The sequence below is a fragment of the Phytobacter palmae genome, assembly GCF_039409775.1.
GTDB classification, from domain to species: domain Bacteria; phylum Pseudomonadota; class Gammaproteobacteria; order Enterobacterales; family Enterobacteriaceae; genus Phytobacter; species Phytobacter palmae.
The window spans coordinates 87,401-104,517 of the sequence record NZ_JBCIVJ010000017.1 but is presented as its reverse complement, the minus strand read 5'-3'; the positions used below and the strand labels follow the sequence as shown (position 1 = coordinate 104,517).

The 17,117-nt window shown below is 48.2% G+C and carries 10 protein-coding genes; 1 reads left to right on the top strand and 9 read right to left on the bottom strand.

Annotation, left to right across the window (positions count from 1 at the left end; genetic code table 11):
- Positions 1-201 precede the first annotated feature (201 nt).
- Complete coding sequence (locus AAIG39_RS19385) at positions 202-1,488, top strand: DUF6395 domain-containing protein (RefSeq protein WP_343194527.1); 1,287 nt, start codon at positions 202-204, stop codon at positions 1,486-1,488.
- Positions 1,489-1,566: 78 nt separating this feature from the next.
- On the opposite strand, the gene AAIG39_RS19380 is transcribed toward AAIG39_RS19385, so the two are convergent.
- The 9 genes from AAIG39_RS19380 to rpsU all read right to left on the bottom strand — a co-directional run bounded on the left by AAIG39_RS19380 (position 1,567) and on the right by rpsU (position 17,057).
- Positions 1,567-4,161: a hypothetical protein gene (locus AAIG39_RS19380; RefSeq protein WP_343194526.1), complete on the bottom strand. Its 2,595-nt coding sequence runs from the start codon at positions 4,159-4,161 to the stop codon at positions 1,567-1,569.
- Between the two features lie 845 nt (positions 4,162-5,006).
- On the bottom strand, positions 5,007-6,266 hold the full coding sequence (locus tag AAIG39_RS19375) for a capsule biosynthesis protein (RefSeq protein ID WP_343194528.1): 1,260 nt from the start codon (positions 6,264-6,266) through the stop codon (positions 5,007-5,009).
- A gap of 26 nt (positions 6,267-6,292) precedes the next feature.
- Positions 6,293-8,317 (bottom strand): capsular polysaccharide biosynthesis protein, encoded by a 2,025-nt coding sequence (locus tag AAIG39_RS19370; protein ID WP_249572806.1) that lies wholly within the window; start codon positions 8,315-8,317, stop codon positions 6,293-6,295.
- Between the two features lie 110 nt (positions 8,318-8,427).
- Entirely contained in the window at positions 8,428-10,104 is a 1,677-nt protein-coding gene (locus AAIG39_RS19365) for a polysaccharide biosynthesis/export family protein (protein WP_249572805.1), read from the bottom strand.
- Positions 10,105-10,138: 34 nt separating this feature from the next.
- Positions 10,139-11,290: a KpsE/RkpR family capsule polysaccharide export protein gene (locus AAIG39_RS19360; protein WP_249572804.1), complete on the bottom strand. Its 1,152-nt coding sequence runs from the start codon at positions 11,288-11,290 to the stop codon at positions 10,139-10,141.
- A 75-nt stretch (positions 11,291-11,365) separates the two neighbouring features.
- Complete coding sequence (locus tag AAIG39_RS19355; protein ID WP_249572803.1) at positions 11,366-12,334, bottom strand: KpsF/GutQ family sugar-phosphate isomerase; 969 nt, start codon at positions 12,332-12,334, stop codon at positions 11,366-11,368.
- Positions 12,335-12,902: 568 nt separating this feature from the next.
- A complete protein-coding gene (gene rpoD, locus AAIG39_RS19350) occupies positions 12,903-14,744 on the bottom strand; it encodes an RNA polymerase sigma factor RpoD (protein WP_103278124.1) in 1,842 nt (613 codons plus the stop codon).
- A 236-nt stretch (positions 14,745-14,980) separates the two neighbouring features.
- Complete coding sequence (gene dnaG / locus AAIG39_RS19345) at positions 14,981-16,726, bottom strand: DNA primase (protein ID WP_343194525.1); 1,746 nt, start codon at positions 16,724-16,726, stop codon at positions 14,981-14,983.
- Positions 16,727-16,841: 115 nt separating this feature from the next.
- Complete coding sequence (gene rpsU, locus AAIG39_RS19340) at positions 16,842-17,057, bottom strand: 30S ribosomal protein S21 (RefSeq protein WP_001144069.1); 216 nt, start codon at positions 17,055-17,057, stop codon at positions 16,842-16,844.
- Between the last annotated feature and the right edge of the window lie 60 nt (positions 17,058-17,117).

Below are 17,117 nucleotides of genomic sequence, written 5' to 3'. Positions count from 1 at the left end.
GCCTCGCGGAGAATACTGATGATCTGTTCGTCGGAAAAACGCTTCTTCATGGGGATGTCCTCATGTGGCTTATGAAGACATTACTAACATCGGTGTGTATTAATCAACGGGGAGCAGGTCAGTTGATTTTCTGAATAAAATGTAGTTTGATGTTAATTCTTTATTAATGCGAAGTTTTATGGTAGCTACTGGGCGTGAAAAATGAGAGTTAGCGTTACAAAAATAAAAGGTTTTTCCAGTGATTTAGGGATAAGTGGATTAAGATTTGATTTCGCTCTCGACTCTGATGATTTGACAGAGTCAGCGGGGACCAATGCTGGTGGTGGAAAAATTCAGCTAATGTCAAACTATTGCCATTTTTATTTCCCTTTTGATATCGAAATTCCACACCCTGATTTGTGTGCTTTCGCTGCAATTAAGATCATTAGTCCATATATTGGAAGCACCCTGACCATGGACAAGGGGATATCTCAAGATTTAGCCTCTGCCATAAAAAAAACATACCCTAAAATACAAAATATAAATATTGATGAAGGATTGCGGTCGGCAGCATCAGTAGAGAAAAATAGTAGCGCAATTTCATTTTCTGGTGGGGTTGATAGTATAGCAGTTGCTGCATTGCTTGGGGAAGATAGCCCCCTAATCATGATGGCAAGAACTTTACACCCAGAGGTTGGCGCATTTGAGTCTTGGAATAACCCAAAGGCTCAGATAAAAACCCTGCAATACATGCCGTATACTTACAAAAAAATATTAGTATATTCTGACTTCCCATATTTGAGCACTAATGGAAAATTCTGTTTATACCCGGACTCATATGCATTCACAATACCAGCGGTGCTTTTATCTGGTCAGCTTGGCATAAGTGATTTGATTACCGGGGACATCCTCGCTGCATTTACTGCAAATGAGAGTATCTACAGTAGCGATCTTGAATCAAGAGCTAAACCTTTTTTCTCAAGTATCGGCATAAATCTAGACTATCCGTGTAATGGAGTGTCGGAGTTAATAACAACCAAAATCGCGAAATCCTATGGTTTTTTAGAAATATCTTCTGCATGTGAGTTTGGTGATTTTCAGAAACCGTGTATGAAATGTCTTAAATGCTTCAGGAAATCTATTTATAAGTGGGCTTTATTTAATGAACAATTATCTGAACAAGAAATTGAAAGATTCAATAACTCACCTGCTGTGATCAACTTTGCTAATGGCGATGAGAGAAAGAATCTTTACTTCATGGCTTCTTTGAAATATTGCTTCACCAATATAGATTATAAATTTACTGGCGTTGTGGGTAAAATAAGAGAAAGATCCATGAAGTATAATTCCCCTTTCACTTGGGTGGATAAAAAAGTACCAGATGCTTATAAAAATAGAAGCCCTGTTATTAACAAGATAATACCTAAACTTTCGCATTTTGCGACAGATATGCAAAGTTGGGATGTCGCAGCATTCAAAAAATTGGACTGGAAGAAAAACCTTCTTTGATAACGGCGGGGTGACACCCCGCTACTTCAAACCTATAAAATAAATTTACATCTCAGTGGTACCTACGGAAATTGTACATCAGAATTGTACCGTTTCAATAAAAATGCAAGGCCGAATTACCGAACCGATGCGGTTCTCAAGGTAGAGATAACCCGCGCCATCAGTTGGCAAGAAGGAAATCGTAAACTTTCCTTTTGTTCCTGTAGTTCCTGTTAGTGGAATTAGGCTAAGTTCAATGTTCTGTTTGTTCTCTTTTGAGTTTGGTGCACTGTCGGTTGCAGATGCTGCACCTAAAATCATGCCAATGGCCTTGTATTTACTATTGTGGTCGTGATCAATAACTGAAACTATTGCCGTCTTAGTTTTGGTCGAAATAGGAATTCGTAACGCCTGGTCGTCGTCCAAAGTGGCGAATAATTTATTCTCTCCAAGCCTGACATATTTTCCTGCTGGGATTATTTGCGATGAAAACAGATCGTACATGCTGAATTGGTTTTCACTGCCACCATCGAGGTAAAACCGATTTCCACCAAGGTCGGAAATATTTTTAAGTATCTTACGATCTTCGCAACGTATAAAAGAAAACTCATTATTCCTCGTATTTTCAGAAGAAACGTATACAACGTTTCCACCAAGAATAAGGTTCTCTAAGGTCAAGTCGTCACCTTTACCGGATGCAATAATGCAGCCAAGGGTCACTTTCTTTCCGATACAATTTTTTATGGTTACAGGCAGTGATCGTATGTAACCATCATCGATACCACAAAACAATTCTAGTAAACCAATTGCTCTCAGGTCTGGTTTAGGATCCTCGTTATAGCTGTCAGCGTAATTAACCCCAATTTCGCTGAATGTATCGTCATAAATAAGTCCGTCAATGGTAAGAGCACCACCGTAAGTCAGGCGAGCACAACAACGTGCAACATTACCGTTTACACGACAATCCTTAAGTGTTTCACGTAACCCCCGAAATGCGTACGGCAGCCAGCAGTCCACAACAAGACAATTAGTGTAGCTGGAGCTATACCCGGCACCATGAGAACCAATTCCGGAGTTTTGAGTAGTGCCCACAGGCCAGAATGCATTTCCTTGGTAATCAACACCACCACCTGATGCTGTACAGTTAATTATCTGCGTCTCCCAGCTAATCATCTGCGTGCCAATAATGTCGATTCCTCGACGGCAGCGATACGTTTTAGCATTATCGACTGTTGCTCCAAAGCACTGGTTGATACTAATTCCGTAACCAGTACCATCAAATACATTATAGCCACGGTTAGCGTCAGTAGCAGTTATGTTTCTCAACGTAGGTTGGTAAGATCCTCGAATTCGCAAGCATGTATCAGAAAAACCATTAATTGTTGCCCCTTCTATTAATGTGTCGACAGAAAATATGACATCCAGACCACGAAAACCTGTAGCGCCAGCTATTGCATTACTGGTCAACGCACGCGAGATGACAAATTCTCCCGACATCCTGAAAGTAATAGGCTTGGCGATGGTGACCATGGTAGCCCACTCCATGATGAATGAATCCCCCACCATGGGCGTGTTAGGGAATGCAGATTGTCGACCACCAATCTTAAGCGTATTTCCGCTAAATCCAGAGATGTAGCGAGACTTTCCGGAATTAGCACCGGAAGTAAATGTGATTCTGACATTGGCATTTGCGCGGGTGAGGTTAACACCTGAAACCGTAAATGATGCTCCGCTGGTTGCACCTACCACAACCCCAGTCTGTTTCGCAGAAGCAGGGGCTGCATAGCGTAGTGTATTGAAAAGTCTGACAAGTCTTTTATCGTGATTAATTGAGTGTACTTTGCATACTTGTCCCTCGCGAGCCTGACCTCGATTGTCAGTCTGAATAAGGCGGGATGTCTGCAGGCATACGAGATCCCCAACTTCAATCCCAGTAGTATCAGACAAAATTACTGCATCAGCATTTCTAGAAACATCAATAACTAGTTTAACCTTTTTGAGAAAAACTCCGCTTACTCGAATTGCATAGTCAGCATCGTAATTATTAGCATTCGGGTGGGTTTTGGTGCTGACCAAATTAACCTTCCCTATGGCAATCCATTCCGTAACACTCTGTGTTTTCGTCGAAGACTTAATCTCGATTGCTGTATAGTTGTATGTCCCCTGACCAAACACCAACCTTCGGCTCTCGTCCACCGCCAGTTGAGATGCAACCTGAAGAGGGAGTGTGTAATCAGTAACTCCATCGCCATGACTGCAAAACCACAAAAGGAGTACGTCGCCTTCGTAAACGCGCTTCCATCTACGGCCCTTCACATCAACTAAAACTGTACCGCCATTATCATCAGTGATTGTATCAGTATCATCCCGCACAAATACACCAGCACCACCATCGCGATCAATTACACGGCCATTGCAATAAATCCTGTTTTCGGAACCAGAATATGCTCTGATATTTGCGTAATTCCCCTCTCTAACACGAGTGGACTCTTCAGGATAAGAAAGCTTTTCACGGGATGCCTCATCGCCATGTCCAACTGACGTGTTCTTACCTGCCACATCCACATCCTGCGAATTAGCACTCGTTAGGGCGCCTTTGTTTTGCGCTCCTCCTTCTTTTCCAACAATAGGATTCGCAAGAGCTTTCTCACCGTAAAATAATGCAAAGAGAGTTGAGAATAGCGTCTTGCTCAAAAGACCTCGTCGTGATAGAGCCATAGTTCAGTATCAAATGCGTAACGGGATTAGATACCATACCAATTTAGTTGATTTTTCCAAAGCGATCGTGCCATATAATGGTTATTATACTGTTAGCAGCCATTTCAAAGCCGTGCATAGTCTTAAAACGGATTGAGCCCGATTTCTTCAGTGAATCAGGCATGCATATCTCTACCTCATAAAAATTCGTGAAAGCGGAAAATTGTCAATTTTATTTACAACGTCTCTCAGCATAGTATTCAACATAAACTATACTGTCAGTTTCTACGGCGGAAAGTAGAGACCTTATACTCGAGAACGATCGGTAGGGGTTACCGCATCAGAGATTAATGCTGGAAGCTCTCTAAAGGTGAATCGGGCGCTTCGCGGGGATGTTTACATAGAACCCATTTTATCCGTCGGTTGTTCCGGTGTATCACTATGTATTGATACACCATCAGGAACTGCGGGAGCGACAAGAAATCTCAATTTTTTCAACAGAACAGATTGTTTGTATCTGAATAACCTCACTTCTGTTGCCGGGAAGTTTGTCGTAACAATAGAGTAATTTTAAAGAGATTTGGAATTATTGCAGCGCTCTCGTTAGGACCGCTTGTGCGGTCTTTGCTCTGTATTTATCTCAAAAGAACAGTATATGTAATCAGTGTTTGTGGTGTTAACGATCTCTCAGTTAGCACTGCACTGATTTCGAGTCAGTGGTAAAACGGGTACCTCAAAAAGTGAATAGAATTAAAATAGTCTTTCTTACATTCTGATGACTTGAGATTGAGGATGGCTTCAATATTAAAGAGTTATAAGCCATTATTTCTGTATTGTTGAGATTATTTTATGTAAAAAGTTGCAGTTTCAATCGTATTAGTAATTTCAGATTCTTGCTGTACGGTGCTATACCAGTGGTTCATTGTTGATGAATTGAAATACACCGCATTAATCTGGGTATTTGCCAACAAATACCCACGGAACTTCTTGAACAACTTCATATCCGGCTTAAAGTCCGCCGTCCAGAACTGGTGCAGATGTCCCTGATACGTCATCCCTTTAATGTCGTACAGGGCATTACCCATCACCTTCAGCGGTTTGTTATGAATCAGCGCTGAAATCCCTGCCGTACTGTTTATCGTCACTACCGCTTTGGCATGCGTCAGCAATTCTGGCATCGACAGATCGTGCACGTAAATCACACGGCTGGCCACGCCATACTTCTTACCTAACTGTTTAATCAACGGCCCATACAGGCGATGGCCACGGTCCATGGGATGATGCTTAATGACCAGAACATTGTCCAGCGGCGCCTTACGCGAGAAAGAGAACATCACATCGTTGATGTAATCACGTATGTCCGCGTAGGGGCTGTGATTGCGAATCTGGCTGTCGTTATAGACCTGCAAAATGGCCAGGTAGTAGCGCTGATCGAGCGTTGTTTGCAGCGTCTCCAGCACACCACGTTGCTTCCAGCCATACCATTGCTTACGCCACCACGCGCGCACCCAGCATTTTGCCTCATACCACGGCGAGAACGATTTATGGTGGCGATAACGAGCGAATTCGTGACGATAGCGCCAGCCAACCAGGTAATACCATGTCGCATGGATATAGCGACGGCCTGAAGAGGGTTTTAGTGGCTGGATTTGAGCAGGTGCGGCATCCGGCAAGCTGCGATAAAAATCAGGGTCACGGGGCAGGCGGGAGAAGGCGTTAACGCCGCCTTCTTCCACTGTAATAAAGTGAGGACGCAGATAACCTTCCTCGAAGGCCAGGAAGCGAATGCCCTTTGCTTTAGCCCAGGCGTGCGCCGCCCTGTGCAATGGACGGCAGTCGCCGAAGCACAAGATGGTATCGAACGGATAATCCTTCCAGGTCTCTTTCAACCAGGCGGGGAATTCCTTCGGTGTCTGGGTATAAGTCAGGTAATGGCGGTTACGGCAATAAAACCTGTCGCCGCCATTAAAAACAACGTTTACCGCTTCGCGTTCCAGCGTTTCCAGCCAGTTCGCGACATCATTGAAGAAAGGCCCCATCGGTCCTTGCAACAGCAGGTATTTTTTCCCTGCAAGCAATCTCTTAACGGTATTGTTTTGCATCATCTTCCATGTATCCAGAGTTAACACTAACCAAAGCGAACTTTATAAAACATCAACAACTTGCGGTACTGTCTGGCTAAACGGCCAATATTCTTTTTCGTTATTTTCATTGCACCGCGAGGGGCGGCGCTTAGCCAAAGTGCTGCTTCTTCTGCCAGCATCGGTTCCAGCCGCTGCGGATGGATATAGGTCGGATACGCAATAAGCGTTTGCCAGACCAAATCCTCCAGGCTGAGCTGGCGTGCCCGGCGGGAAATATGGTGCTCATCTTGTGTGAGTCCCCAACCCGCGTAAAACGGCATGCCATAGCAAAATACTCGCTTCCCGTGCATCAGTGCTTCGAAGCCGGAAAGGGAGGTCATGGTGTGTAATTCATCGGCGTGCTGAATGCACTGAATGATGTCGGCATCCAGCGCCTGGCAATCGGCCCAGCGGGCGACATCTTCTGCCGCCACGTGCCCTTCGCGGTTGCCAACCAGCACATCCGGGTGCGGTTTAAAGACGATAAACGCGTCTGGGTTGCGTTCACGTACGGTACGCAGCAAATCCCGGTTGGTGTTAACTGACAGCGCTCCGGTCTTGATAGACGCATCATCTTCTACCTGACCCGGTACAAGAATCACTTTGCTGCCTGTCGCTTCCGGCGGTAAATGCCAGTCCAGACCGAGGTTGTATTTACTCACCTTATTGCGTACGAGCTGCTGTTGCAGTGCCTGAGCGCGCTCCCGTTGGTGCTCATTCAGGCTACTGGTATTCAGCAGGTTTTCCAGATCGCTGGGTCTTGAGGCATCGTAATAAATACCGGTTTTATCCAGCACTAAAGACAAGGGGGCGAGCAGATCGGAGCCCAGACCGGAGGAACGGATAAACCCGTCTTCCATACGCCACAGTGGAATATGCTGGGCGTCTGCCTGAGCCTGCCATTTTGCTTCTCCGCGCGTGCCCCAGGCGATAAGGGCGCTGGCTTGCGGGCATCGTTTCGCAAAACGCACCTGGTTCTCTGTGGTTTTCAGGAACGGCTTAAGAATGGCTGTTTTCCACAGACTTAACCCCGGCACCCACAGCATGCCACGGCGTGTCAGGCTATGCTGGCGCTGTAAAACCAGCCAGTCAACAACGCTGGCCAGCGTTGTCGATTGACCACTCACCGGATGCCGGTAACGGCAGTAGCGCAGATAGGCGGCGGTAAACAGGTCGTTAAGTGTGGCGGGTTGTCGGCGCGCGGCAAGCTCACTGGCTTTAGGATGACGATCGTCAGTCAGTCCCCAGCCTGCATACCAGGGCTGACCAAAGCAGATAACGGGTTTCCCCGCCAGTAGCGCCTCAAAGCCGTACTGAGAGGTAACGACATACACCTTTTGCATGTGGCGCAGCAGCGATTGCGGGCTGACATCCTCGGCGAACAAACGCACGCGGCTGTCGGATTTCAGGTGCGCGAAATACCCCGATTTTTTGCCGCACAGCACATCCGGGTGGACCTTCACCCAAATCTCGGCGTTCGGATTTTCCTGTTTTGCTGTCTCCAGCATCAATTGGAAGCTTTCCGGACTGGCATTGCCTTTGGTAACCGACATATCGCCAAATGTCTGGTCAATCAGCAGAACGGCTTCTGGCATATTGTCAGGCGCGACAAACGGTGGCGCCTGATTGTATTTCGACAGATCGTTATCCACGATGGCGTGCATCATCGCTTCTGCTTCACCAGCAAGCGACTGATTGCCTGCTCTGTCTTGTACCAACTGTTCGAGCGTGCTCGGCGCTGAGGCATCGTAGTAAATGCCAAGATGATCAACAACAATGGAAAGAGGGGGACAGTCCTGAACACCTAATCCCAACGAACGGATAAAGCCATCTTCAAGGCGAATGACAGGTAAGCCGGCAGCTTCCGCCAGGGCAACAGGTTTTTGCGCGCTGGGGCGATGACCCCATACGGCTATAGCATTGACTTGCTCTGGGATGGCTTTAAAAGGCGAAAGCCGCACACATTCCCCAGGCAATAAACTTCCCAGATAAGGAATGCGCCAGATACCCCCAGAGTAAATACCCAATATGCTTCTCATTCGTCCTATCAATATCAATGCGTCAATTAAAAAAAGAAAACGTGTTACTGCCATTTGTGTCGCTTTCCCTGAAAATCCAGGGAAAGCGTGTAGTGCACCAATTATATTGTCAGCACAACCTTGGCGGCAACGGCGAGCTGGTAAAGAATGGTCGAAATACCACGTGTAACTTCGATATTTTTCGATTCGTATTTCGGCAGAACCATGATTTCATCACCGGGCTGCAGTTTTCCTGCATCTTCAGCGTCAACTGACTCGCCATTCTGGTGGATCACGATAATTTTCGAGTTACCGGATTTCTGTGTCAGGCCACCACATTTTTTAATGTAATCATCCGCATCCATCCCGTCCTGCCAGGTGACGGCGTTCGGGAACAGAACTTCCCCGTGTACTATAACCAGCGAGGTTTTTTCCGGGATCATGATGACATCGCCATCTTCCAACAGTACCGAGTCAATATTGCTCTCATTAAGTACCACTTGTCCTTTCGGCACAACATTACGTGCTTTATTGACGAAGCGGCTGACCAGTTGCGCTTCCTGCATACGCAGACGGGCTTCCTCTTGCGTTGAAGACTGGGCAGAAAGGGACGCTTCTTCCAGTTTTTGCAGTGACAGATCCAGCATCTCTTTCTGCCGGGTCGCAACGGATGTTCTGTAAAGCTGAATGGCTTTCATCTGCGACATGCTGTTTGGACGAATCTGTGACAGTACCTGACGCATAGTGGCACCGTATGGCAGCACCACGGCATGCTCACCAGAATGTGCGCCATCAATACGTACCTGGATGGTGCCTGCATAGCGGTCGGAGCTCACAATAAGGCGATCGCCATCCTGCAAGGAACGACCCGCAGCGGAGCTGAGCGGATAGTACTCGCTACGCTTCATTGTGCCCTGCTGACGAATAATGGTCATGTGCGTCGCACCTGGTTTCGGGCGCGCCCAACTGAGTGCCTCAGTTACCGGAATGGTGCTGTTGGCGAACTCAAAGTCGTAACTGTTAAACACATCACCTTCTACGCTGAATGTATGCTGACGTGGACCAACGACGATGGTATCGCCATCCACAAACTGCGAGAGGCCCAACTTACCGTTCAGCAGAAAATCGTACAGGTTCACGCGTGAAATAACCGATTTGCCGCGTTTGACGATGATATCAACATAGCTGCCGCGTTCACTGTCGACGCCACCAGCTTTGCTCAGATAAGAGAGCAGGGAGTCAGACGCGACGCCGCCATATAAGCCGGGGCTACGCACGTAGCCCGTCACAAAGACTTTCACCGGTTGGGCCTGCAGCAGAGAGGCATAGACGTTGACGTTTGATGTGTAGACTTCTTTGATCTTGTTGGTAACCGTATTGTTCAACTGCGCGTTGGTCATGCCGGAGACTTTCAGCGGGCCAATATTGGGCAGGAAAATATTACCTTTCGGGTCAACGGTCAGCGCGCCGTCATACTGGAATGCGCCCCACAGGCGAATCTGGATGGTATCACCAAGGCCGATGACATAACCCGGGTTGAAGCCCAGGCCCGCGCCCGATGCTGCACTGATGGAGGTAAACAGCTGTGCACCAAACATCCGGCTGGGGAGGGCTGCCGCAATCGGCGGCGGCGTGTTATCAAAACCTGATGCTTCCTGCGTTTCTTCCGTTTTTCCGGAAATAATCGACGGCAGGGGCGCAGCCCCTGTCAAATTCGGATCGGCGGTAATGCCTGTCGGGCCTGCCGCGTATGCCGCCTGGCAGACCAGAAGGAGCAGTGCCGATTTTAATAATTTCATGTTCAACTCTGTAAAATTCACTGTGCGTCCAAAATTAGTCTTTGTGATCTTCAATCACAGCCAGCAGCAATTTGATGGTGCCGAACAGCAGGCAGCACACTAACAGCCAGCTTGCCAATAGATAACCACTACTCGGGAAGCTGGACTCTTCCGGCAACTGTGGTGAACTGATTACCGACAACACTTTGAGCTTGCGTGCCGTTTCCAGGCGTGTTTTTTCAATGGCTTTGATTGCCATTGTGTAGATTTCGGTATCAAACGTGACACGCGCTTTGATTTCGTCAAAATCGGCCGCCATGCTGTTGAGTTTCTTATCGCCCGGCGCGGTGATTTTGCTCTGCTCTGCGTCAATCTGCGACTGCAGTGCTTTTATCGAGTTACGCAAGCTGATCACCTGCGGTGCATCTTCGCGCAGGTAACTCAGCAAATTGCGCTGCTCAGCTTCCAGTTCAACCTTCTTACCCTGCAATGTCATCACCAGCGATGTGGCGGCCGTTGCAGAGGCTTCGGGGTCGAGAATATTGTTTTGATTCTGGTAAGTCAGTAATTCTGCTTTGCTTTTATCAAGACGAATGCGTGCTTGCTGCAATTCTTCCTGGGCAAAATTCAGCTGGTCACGCGCGATTTTATGCGAGAGTTCGTTAATAAAACGCTCTGACTCTTTCAGGACCGCTTTATTAAATTGCTGTGAAAACTCTGGGGTAAAACCCTGAGTCTGAATTGTCAGCAAGCCTGTTTTATCATCGAATACTACTGAGACACGGTCCCGGTAATAATTCAAAAATTGCTCTGTTGTCGTGTCTTTAGGCAGATGATAAATAAAGTCCAGCCCGCTTTTACTCCATGCCTCACGAAAATTGAGCTGTTTATCAAGCGCTTTCAGCATATCTGCTGAGTTGATGTACTCTTTCAGGTACAGCGAGTCTTCTGTGGAGCTAGGGTTCGATGCGCCAAGTAACAAACCCACGTTCAGGCTTGAGCCTTCGATATCACTCGGGCGTTTTACCGCGACCTTGGATTCGCTCATGTAGCGAGGCTGACTGAAGATCACCAGATAGATGATGAGCAGCGCCATCGGGGCACCAATAACAATCCAAGCAAGGTGCTGCTGGATCCAGGCAAGATTAAATTTGGCCGTACGCGCGCGTAACGAGGAAGCCAGCAACTTTACTTTGTGTGTAGACATGTCACTTTCACGTTATTCCCCCCGGCGGAACCCGCTGAGGGGATGACTTATTTTTCTGTATAAACAGGCGTGGATTTAGTCAAAAATTCTAACCAAACCAATTACATCCTGAGTGCTATCTGTAATGAGCAGGGTCGAAATGCGGTGTTTTGTCATCTTCTCTTCTGCATCGATAATCATGGTGTCTTGCGGCATGGTAATCGGATTGCGTGTCATCATGTCTGCGGCTGTGCCGTTGACGAACTCTTCGCATCTTTCCATATAGCGACGCAGGTCGCCGTCGGTGATGATACCGACCAATTTTCCATTTTCTTTCACCACGACCATACCCTGGCAACCGCTGGTGAGTTCCTGAATGATCTGGCGGAAAGAGGCATTCACATCCACTGTGGGGACGTGTGCTTGCATAACATCCACCGCGCGCGTTAACAGGCGGCGGCCCAGCGATCCACCCGGATGATAACGGGCAAAGTCATCGGGTTTGAAATGGCGCTTGTGAATCAGAGCTATCGCCAGTGCATCGCCAATCGCCATTGTCAGCGTCGTGGAGGTTGTCGGTGCCAGATTGTTCGGGCAAGTTTCACTGGCCATGTTCAGCTCAAGGGTGGCATCCGCATGTTTTGCCAGCGTTGAGTGCGCATTATTAGTGATGGCAATGATTTTATTGCCAAAATTCTTTAATGAAGGTACCAGTTTCAGGACTTCATCGGTTTCACCGCTGGCAGAGATCAGGATCAGCACGTCGTAGGGGGTAATCATCCCCAAATCGCCGTGGAAGGCTTCTGCCGGGTGAATGAAAAAGCTTGGGGTACCGGTTGAGGCGAGGGTGGCAGACATTTTACGTCCGACATGCCCTGATTTACCCATACCAGAGACAATCACGTGACCTTTACAGCCCACAATCAATCTTAATGCGATACTGTACTCTTCTGCATCGATTACTTCTGCCAGATGGCGGAGGGCATCACCTTGCTCCGTCAACGTGTTGCGAACACTGGTAATCAGCGTCTGCTCTTCTGTTTCCGTCTTCAAGTTAAAATCCATCTTTTTTTCCTGTTGGTAATCTCTACGTGACGGTATCCAAAACACATTAACAGGCGCACCGTCACAGCAACCGATGGGATATACGCCACTCAGCCGCCAGCCGTTTTTAGAAATGCAAAAAAATACCCTGTCACCGTGGGGTGGCTTTTATGGGGTACATTTGAAACTTGCGAAGTCGAGGACTGTTTTTTTATTTTCCTGCTTTTTAGCACAAGCGGCACTTATACACAACCTCAACGAGTTTGGTGATACCAGAATTAATAGCTTGTACTATAAACCGGATGATGATATCGGCAGAAGAAAATGCCTTATATCTCCTTTTTGAAAGTTGAGAACATTTATTCTCAATTTCTCTTTAATAATTACAAGTACTTAATAAATTAATATTTCATCGAAGATTATCATTTATTCCATCAACATAATATCGCTTATATATTCGTGTAAATAATTCATTTAGATGAAAATGAAATAATTGTTATTGTAAACTAATTGGGTCTTTTGATGTATTCGGGTAAAAAAAACGCCATCCCGAAGGATGGCGTCTGACGAGACGCGAAATGCAGGCGAATTAATCGTCCAGGAAGCTACGCAGAACCTCAGAGCGACTCGGGTGGCGCAGTTTACGCAGCGCTTTCGCTTCGATCTGACGGATACGTTCGCGGGTAACGTCGAACTGTTTACCCACTTCTTCCAGCGTGTGGTCGGTATTCATATCGATACCGAAACGCATACGCAAGACTTTCGCTTCACGGGCGGTCAGGCCAGCCAGAACGTCGTGGGTGGCGGCACGCAGGCTCTCGGTGGTGGCAGAGTCCAGCGGCAGCTCAAGGGTGGTATCCTCGATGAAATCACCCAGATGCGAATCTTCATCATCGCCAATTGGCGTTTCCATGGAGATTGGTTCTTTAGCGATTTTCAGCACTTTACGGATTTTGTCTTCCGGCATCAGCATGCGCTCGGCCAGCTCTTCAGGCGTCGGTTCACGGCCCATCTCTTGCAGCATCTGACGGGAAATACGGTTGAGCTTGTTAATGGTCTCAATCATATGCACCGGAATACGAATGGTGCGCGCCTGATCCGCGATAGAGCGGGTGATTGCCTGACGGATCCACCAGGTTGCATAGGTGGAGAACTTGTAACCGCGACGGTATTCAAACTTATCTACCGCTTTCATCAGACCGATGTTGCCTTCCTGAATCAGATCGAGGAACTGCAGACCACGGTTGGTGTATTTTTTGGCGATTGAAATAACCAGACGCAGGTTCGCTTCAACCATCTCTTTTTTCGCACGGCGCGCTTTCGCTTCACCGATGGACATACGACGGTTAATGTCTTTCACCTGCTCAATAGTCAGGCCAGTCTCTTCTTCAATCTGCTGCAGTTTTTGCAGGCCGCGATGAACGTCCTCAGAGACCTCATGCAATTTTTCAGACCACGGCTTGTTCATTGCCAGGGCTGCATTGAACCAGGTTTCGTTGGTTTCGTTGCCAGTGAACAGCGTAATGAAGTTTTTCTTCGGCATTTTGCACTGTTCAACACACAGCTTCATGATAATGCGTTCCTGGGTGCGTACGCGGTCCATCATGGTGCGCATGCTGTTTACCAGGTAATCAAACTGTTTCGGTACCAGACGGAACTGTTTGAAGACTTCGGATAGCTTTAAGATCTCTTCCTGCGCTGCTGCGTGACTGCGGCCTTTTGCCTTAATGGTGTCACGTGTTACTTCATACTGAGTACGCAACTCAGCAAATTTTTCACGCGCCAGCTCAGGGTCGATGCTGTTGTCATCATCGCTGCTGTCATCGCCATCTTCGTCTTCGTCTTCTTCGTCATCATCGTCCAGGTCTTCCTGAGAGAGCTCAGAACCGACATGGGTCGCCGTAGGCGCCAGATCTTCTTCAGCGTTCGGATCGACGAAACCGGTAATCAGATCGGACAGGCGAGCCTGTTCCGCTTCGACACGGTCGTATTGTTCCAGTAAATAGGTGATGGCTTCCGGGTACTCAGCAACGGAGCATTGTACCTGGTTGATGCCGTCTTCAATACGTTTGGCGATGTCGATTTCGCCTTCACGGGTTAACAGCTCAACGGTACCCATTTCACGCATGTACATGCGCACCGGGTCGGTCGTACGACCGATTTCAGATTCCACGCTGGAAAGCACCTGCGCGGCGGCTTCGGCAGCATCTTCGTCCGCGGTGTTTTCAGCAAGCATCAGATCATCAGCATCCGGTGCTTCTTCCATCACCTGAATGCCCATGTCGTTGATCATTTGGATGATGTCTTCGATCTGATCGGAGTCGACGATATCTTCCGGCAGATGGTCATTGACCTCGGCATAGGTCAGATAGCCTTGCTCCTTACCACGGGTGACAAGAAGTTTCAGCTGTGACTGCGGGTTTTGCTCCATAAGACGGTATCCACACTTAATTCAAGAGGGTTGGTGTCGGTTAGCGAAATTAAAAACCGCCAACTTGGTCTAACGAGGGCTTACTTATATTTTTGCCGCTGCCCTTCAATGCGGCTGTCGGGTGCTTCCCGAACGATTATCGGCATTTAAGCCGTTGAATACTTCATCCTTCACATTGTCTCTGCGTTAGCTGCGTTCTCATGCCGCTTTGATACAACCTGAATGATTTTGTCTTTTTATTTCTTCGCCAGTTCCTGGTTTAGTTGCCAGAGCTCCCGGCGTTCTTCGCTGCTTAAACCATGGGTGCGGTCACGAGCTATCAACTCTTCTTGCCGCTGTACAAGCATCGAATCAAACATATGATTGAGCGCGTCGTTGAACGTTTTTTCTGCAATGTCTTTATCTGCTATATCGTCCCACATCGCCAGTTTTTCAAGGGTTGCGGCCTCTTTTGTTCCGCGATACTGTTCCAGAAGCTGCCCTGTGGTTAATCCAGGCTGTGACAAACAAGTGTTGACCAGTTCTGTAAATAAGCCAAGCCCAGCCATTCTGGATTTATCCAGCCCCTCCAGCGGAGGCACTAACGGCGCGAGTTCCGGGCTCTGGACCAGCAATCCTATCAGTATACGCATGGTTGTGCGTTTTAGCTGAGGCGCCGGCCGGGCCGTGGCATTTTCCGCCTGTTTTGGCATCAAACGATCAAGCTGCGCGTCGTCGAAGATGCCAATTTTATTGCCCAGTAACTGCCTGAGCTGGATACGTAACGTTTCACCCGGCACCTGCGAAATCAACGGCAGCGCCAGCGCGGCAAGTTGCGTTGTCCCATCCGGGGTGGTCAAGTCTGCCTGCGGCAGTAAGCTGTTAAACAAAAACGTGGAGAGCGGCATCGCCTGCTCCATCCGCGCTTCAAACGCGGCTTTACCTTCCTGACGGACCAGTGTATCCGGGTCTTCGCCGTCCGGAAGGAACATAAAGCGTAGCTGACGCCCGTCGCTCATGTACGGCAATGCGGTTTCCAGCGCACGCCATGCGGCATCGCGGCCCGCGCGGTCGCCGTCATAACAGCAAATGACGTTTTTCGTTACCCGAAACAACAGCTGAATATGGTCTGCTGTGGTCGAGGTGCCGAGTGACGCAACGGCGTAGTTAATGCCATATTGCGCCAGCGCAACCACATCCATGTAACCTTCCACGACTAAAAGCCGCTGCGGTTCATCATTGTCCTGCTGCGCTTCATAAAGCCCGTATAACTGGCGGCCTTTATGGAAAATATCGGTCTCCGGGGAGTTGAGGTACTTGGGCGTATCATTGCCCAACACTCGGCCACCAAATCCCATTACCCGACCACGCTTGTCGCGGATAGGGAACATTACCCTTTCGCGAAAACGATCATAACTGCGTCCCTGATCGTTAGTGACCAGCATGCCCGCATCAATCAGAGATTGACGATTTTCTTGGTTTGCACCAAAACGCTTTAACACGTTGTCCCAGCCGGGAGGGGCGTAACCAATCGCAAAACGGGCGATGACATCGCTGCTTAAACCGCGTCTTTCCAGATACTGGCGCGCCGGTTCAGCCGCAGGTTGCGTCAGGGATTGCTGATAAAACGCACTCAGGCCATCCATCAACTGATAGAGACTTTGCCGCTGGTGGCGCTCTATCTGACTTGGCCCGTTGCCTGCTTCATAGGGCACTTCCAGGTTATGCATGGCGGCCAGTTCTTCGACGGTTTCCACGAACTCGAGTTTGTCGTAGTTCATGAGAAAGTCGATCGCGTTGCCGTGCGCCCCACAGCCGAAGCAGTGATAAAACTGTTTTTCACCGTTTACAGTGAAGGAAGGACTTTTTTCGTTATGGAATGGACAGCATGCGTGCCAGTTCTTGCCCTGCTTTTTCAATTTCACCCGCGCATCGATCACATCGATGATATCGGTGCGAGCCAGCAGGTCATTGATAAAAACACGTGGGATTCGTCCAGCCATATGCCCCATTCATTTTTAGCAATTCATAAACGAAAATAAGCCGCGCATTCCTTTCGGAAGCACGGCCTTACAACTACAACTCGGTCTGAAATTGAGAGCTAAACTCTCAAAAATCTTAGTACAGACGAGTGCGGCGTGCGTTTTCGCGAGCCAGTTTCTTCGCGTGACGTTTCACAGCAGAAGCTTTAGCGCGCTTACGTTCGGTAGTCGGTTTTTCATAGAACTCACGACGACGAACTTCCGCCAGAACACCTGCTTTTTCGCAGGAACGCTTGAAGCGACGCAGTGCTACGTCGAACGGCTCGTTTTCACGTACTTTAATTACCGGCATGTGCCTCTCACCTTTGATAAATTCGGTTTGCCGCTGGCGTCAACGCCAGCTTATTTCAAA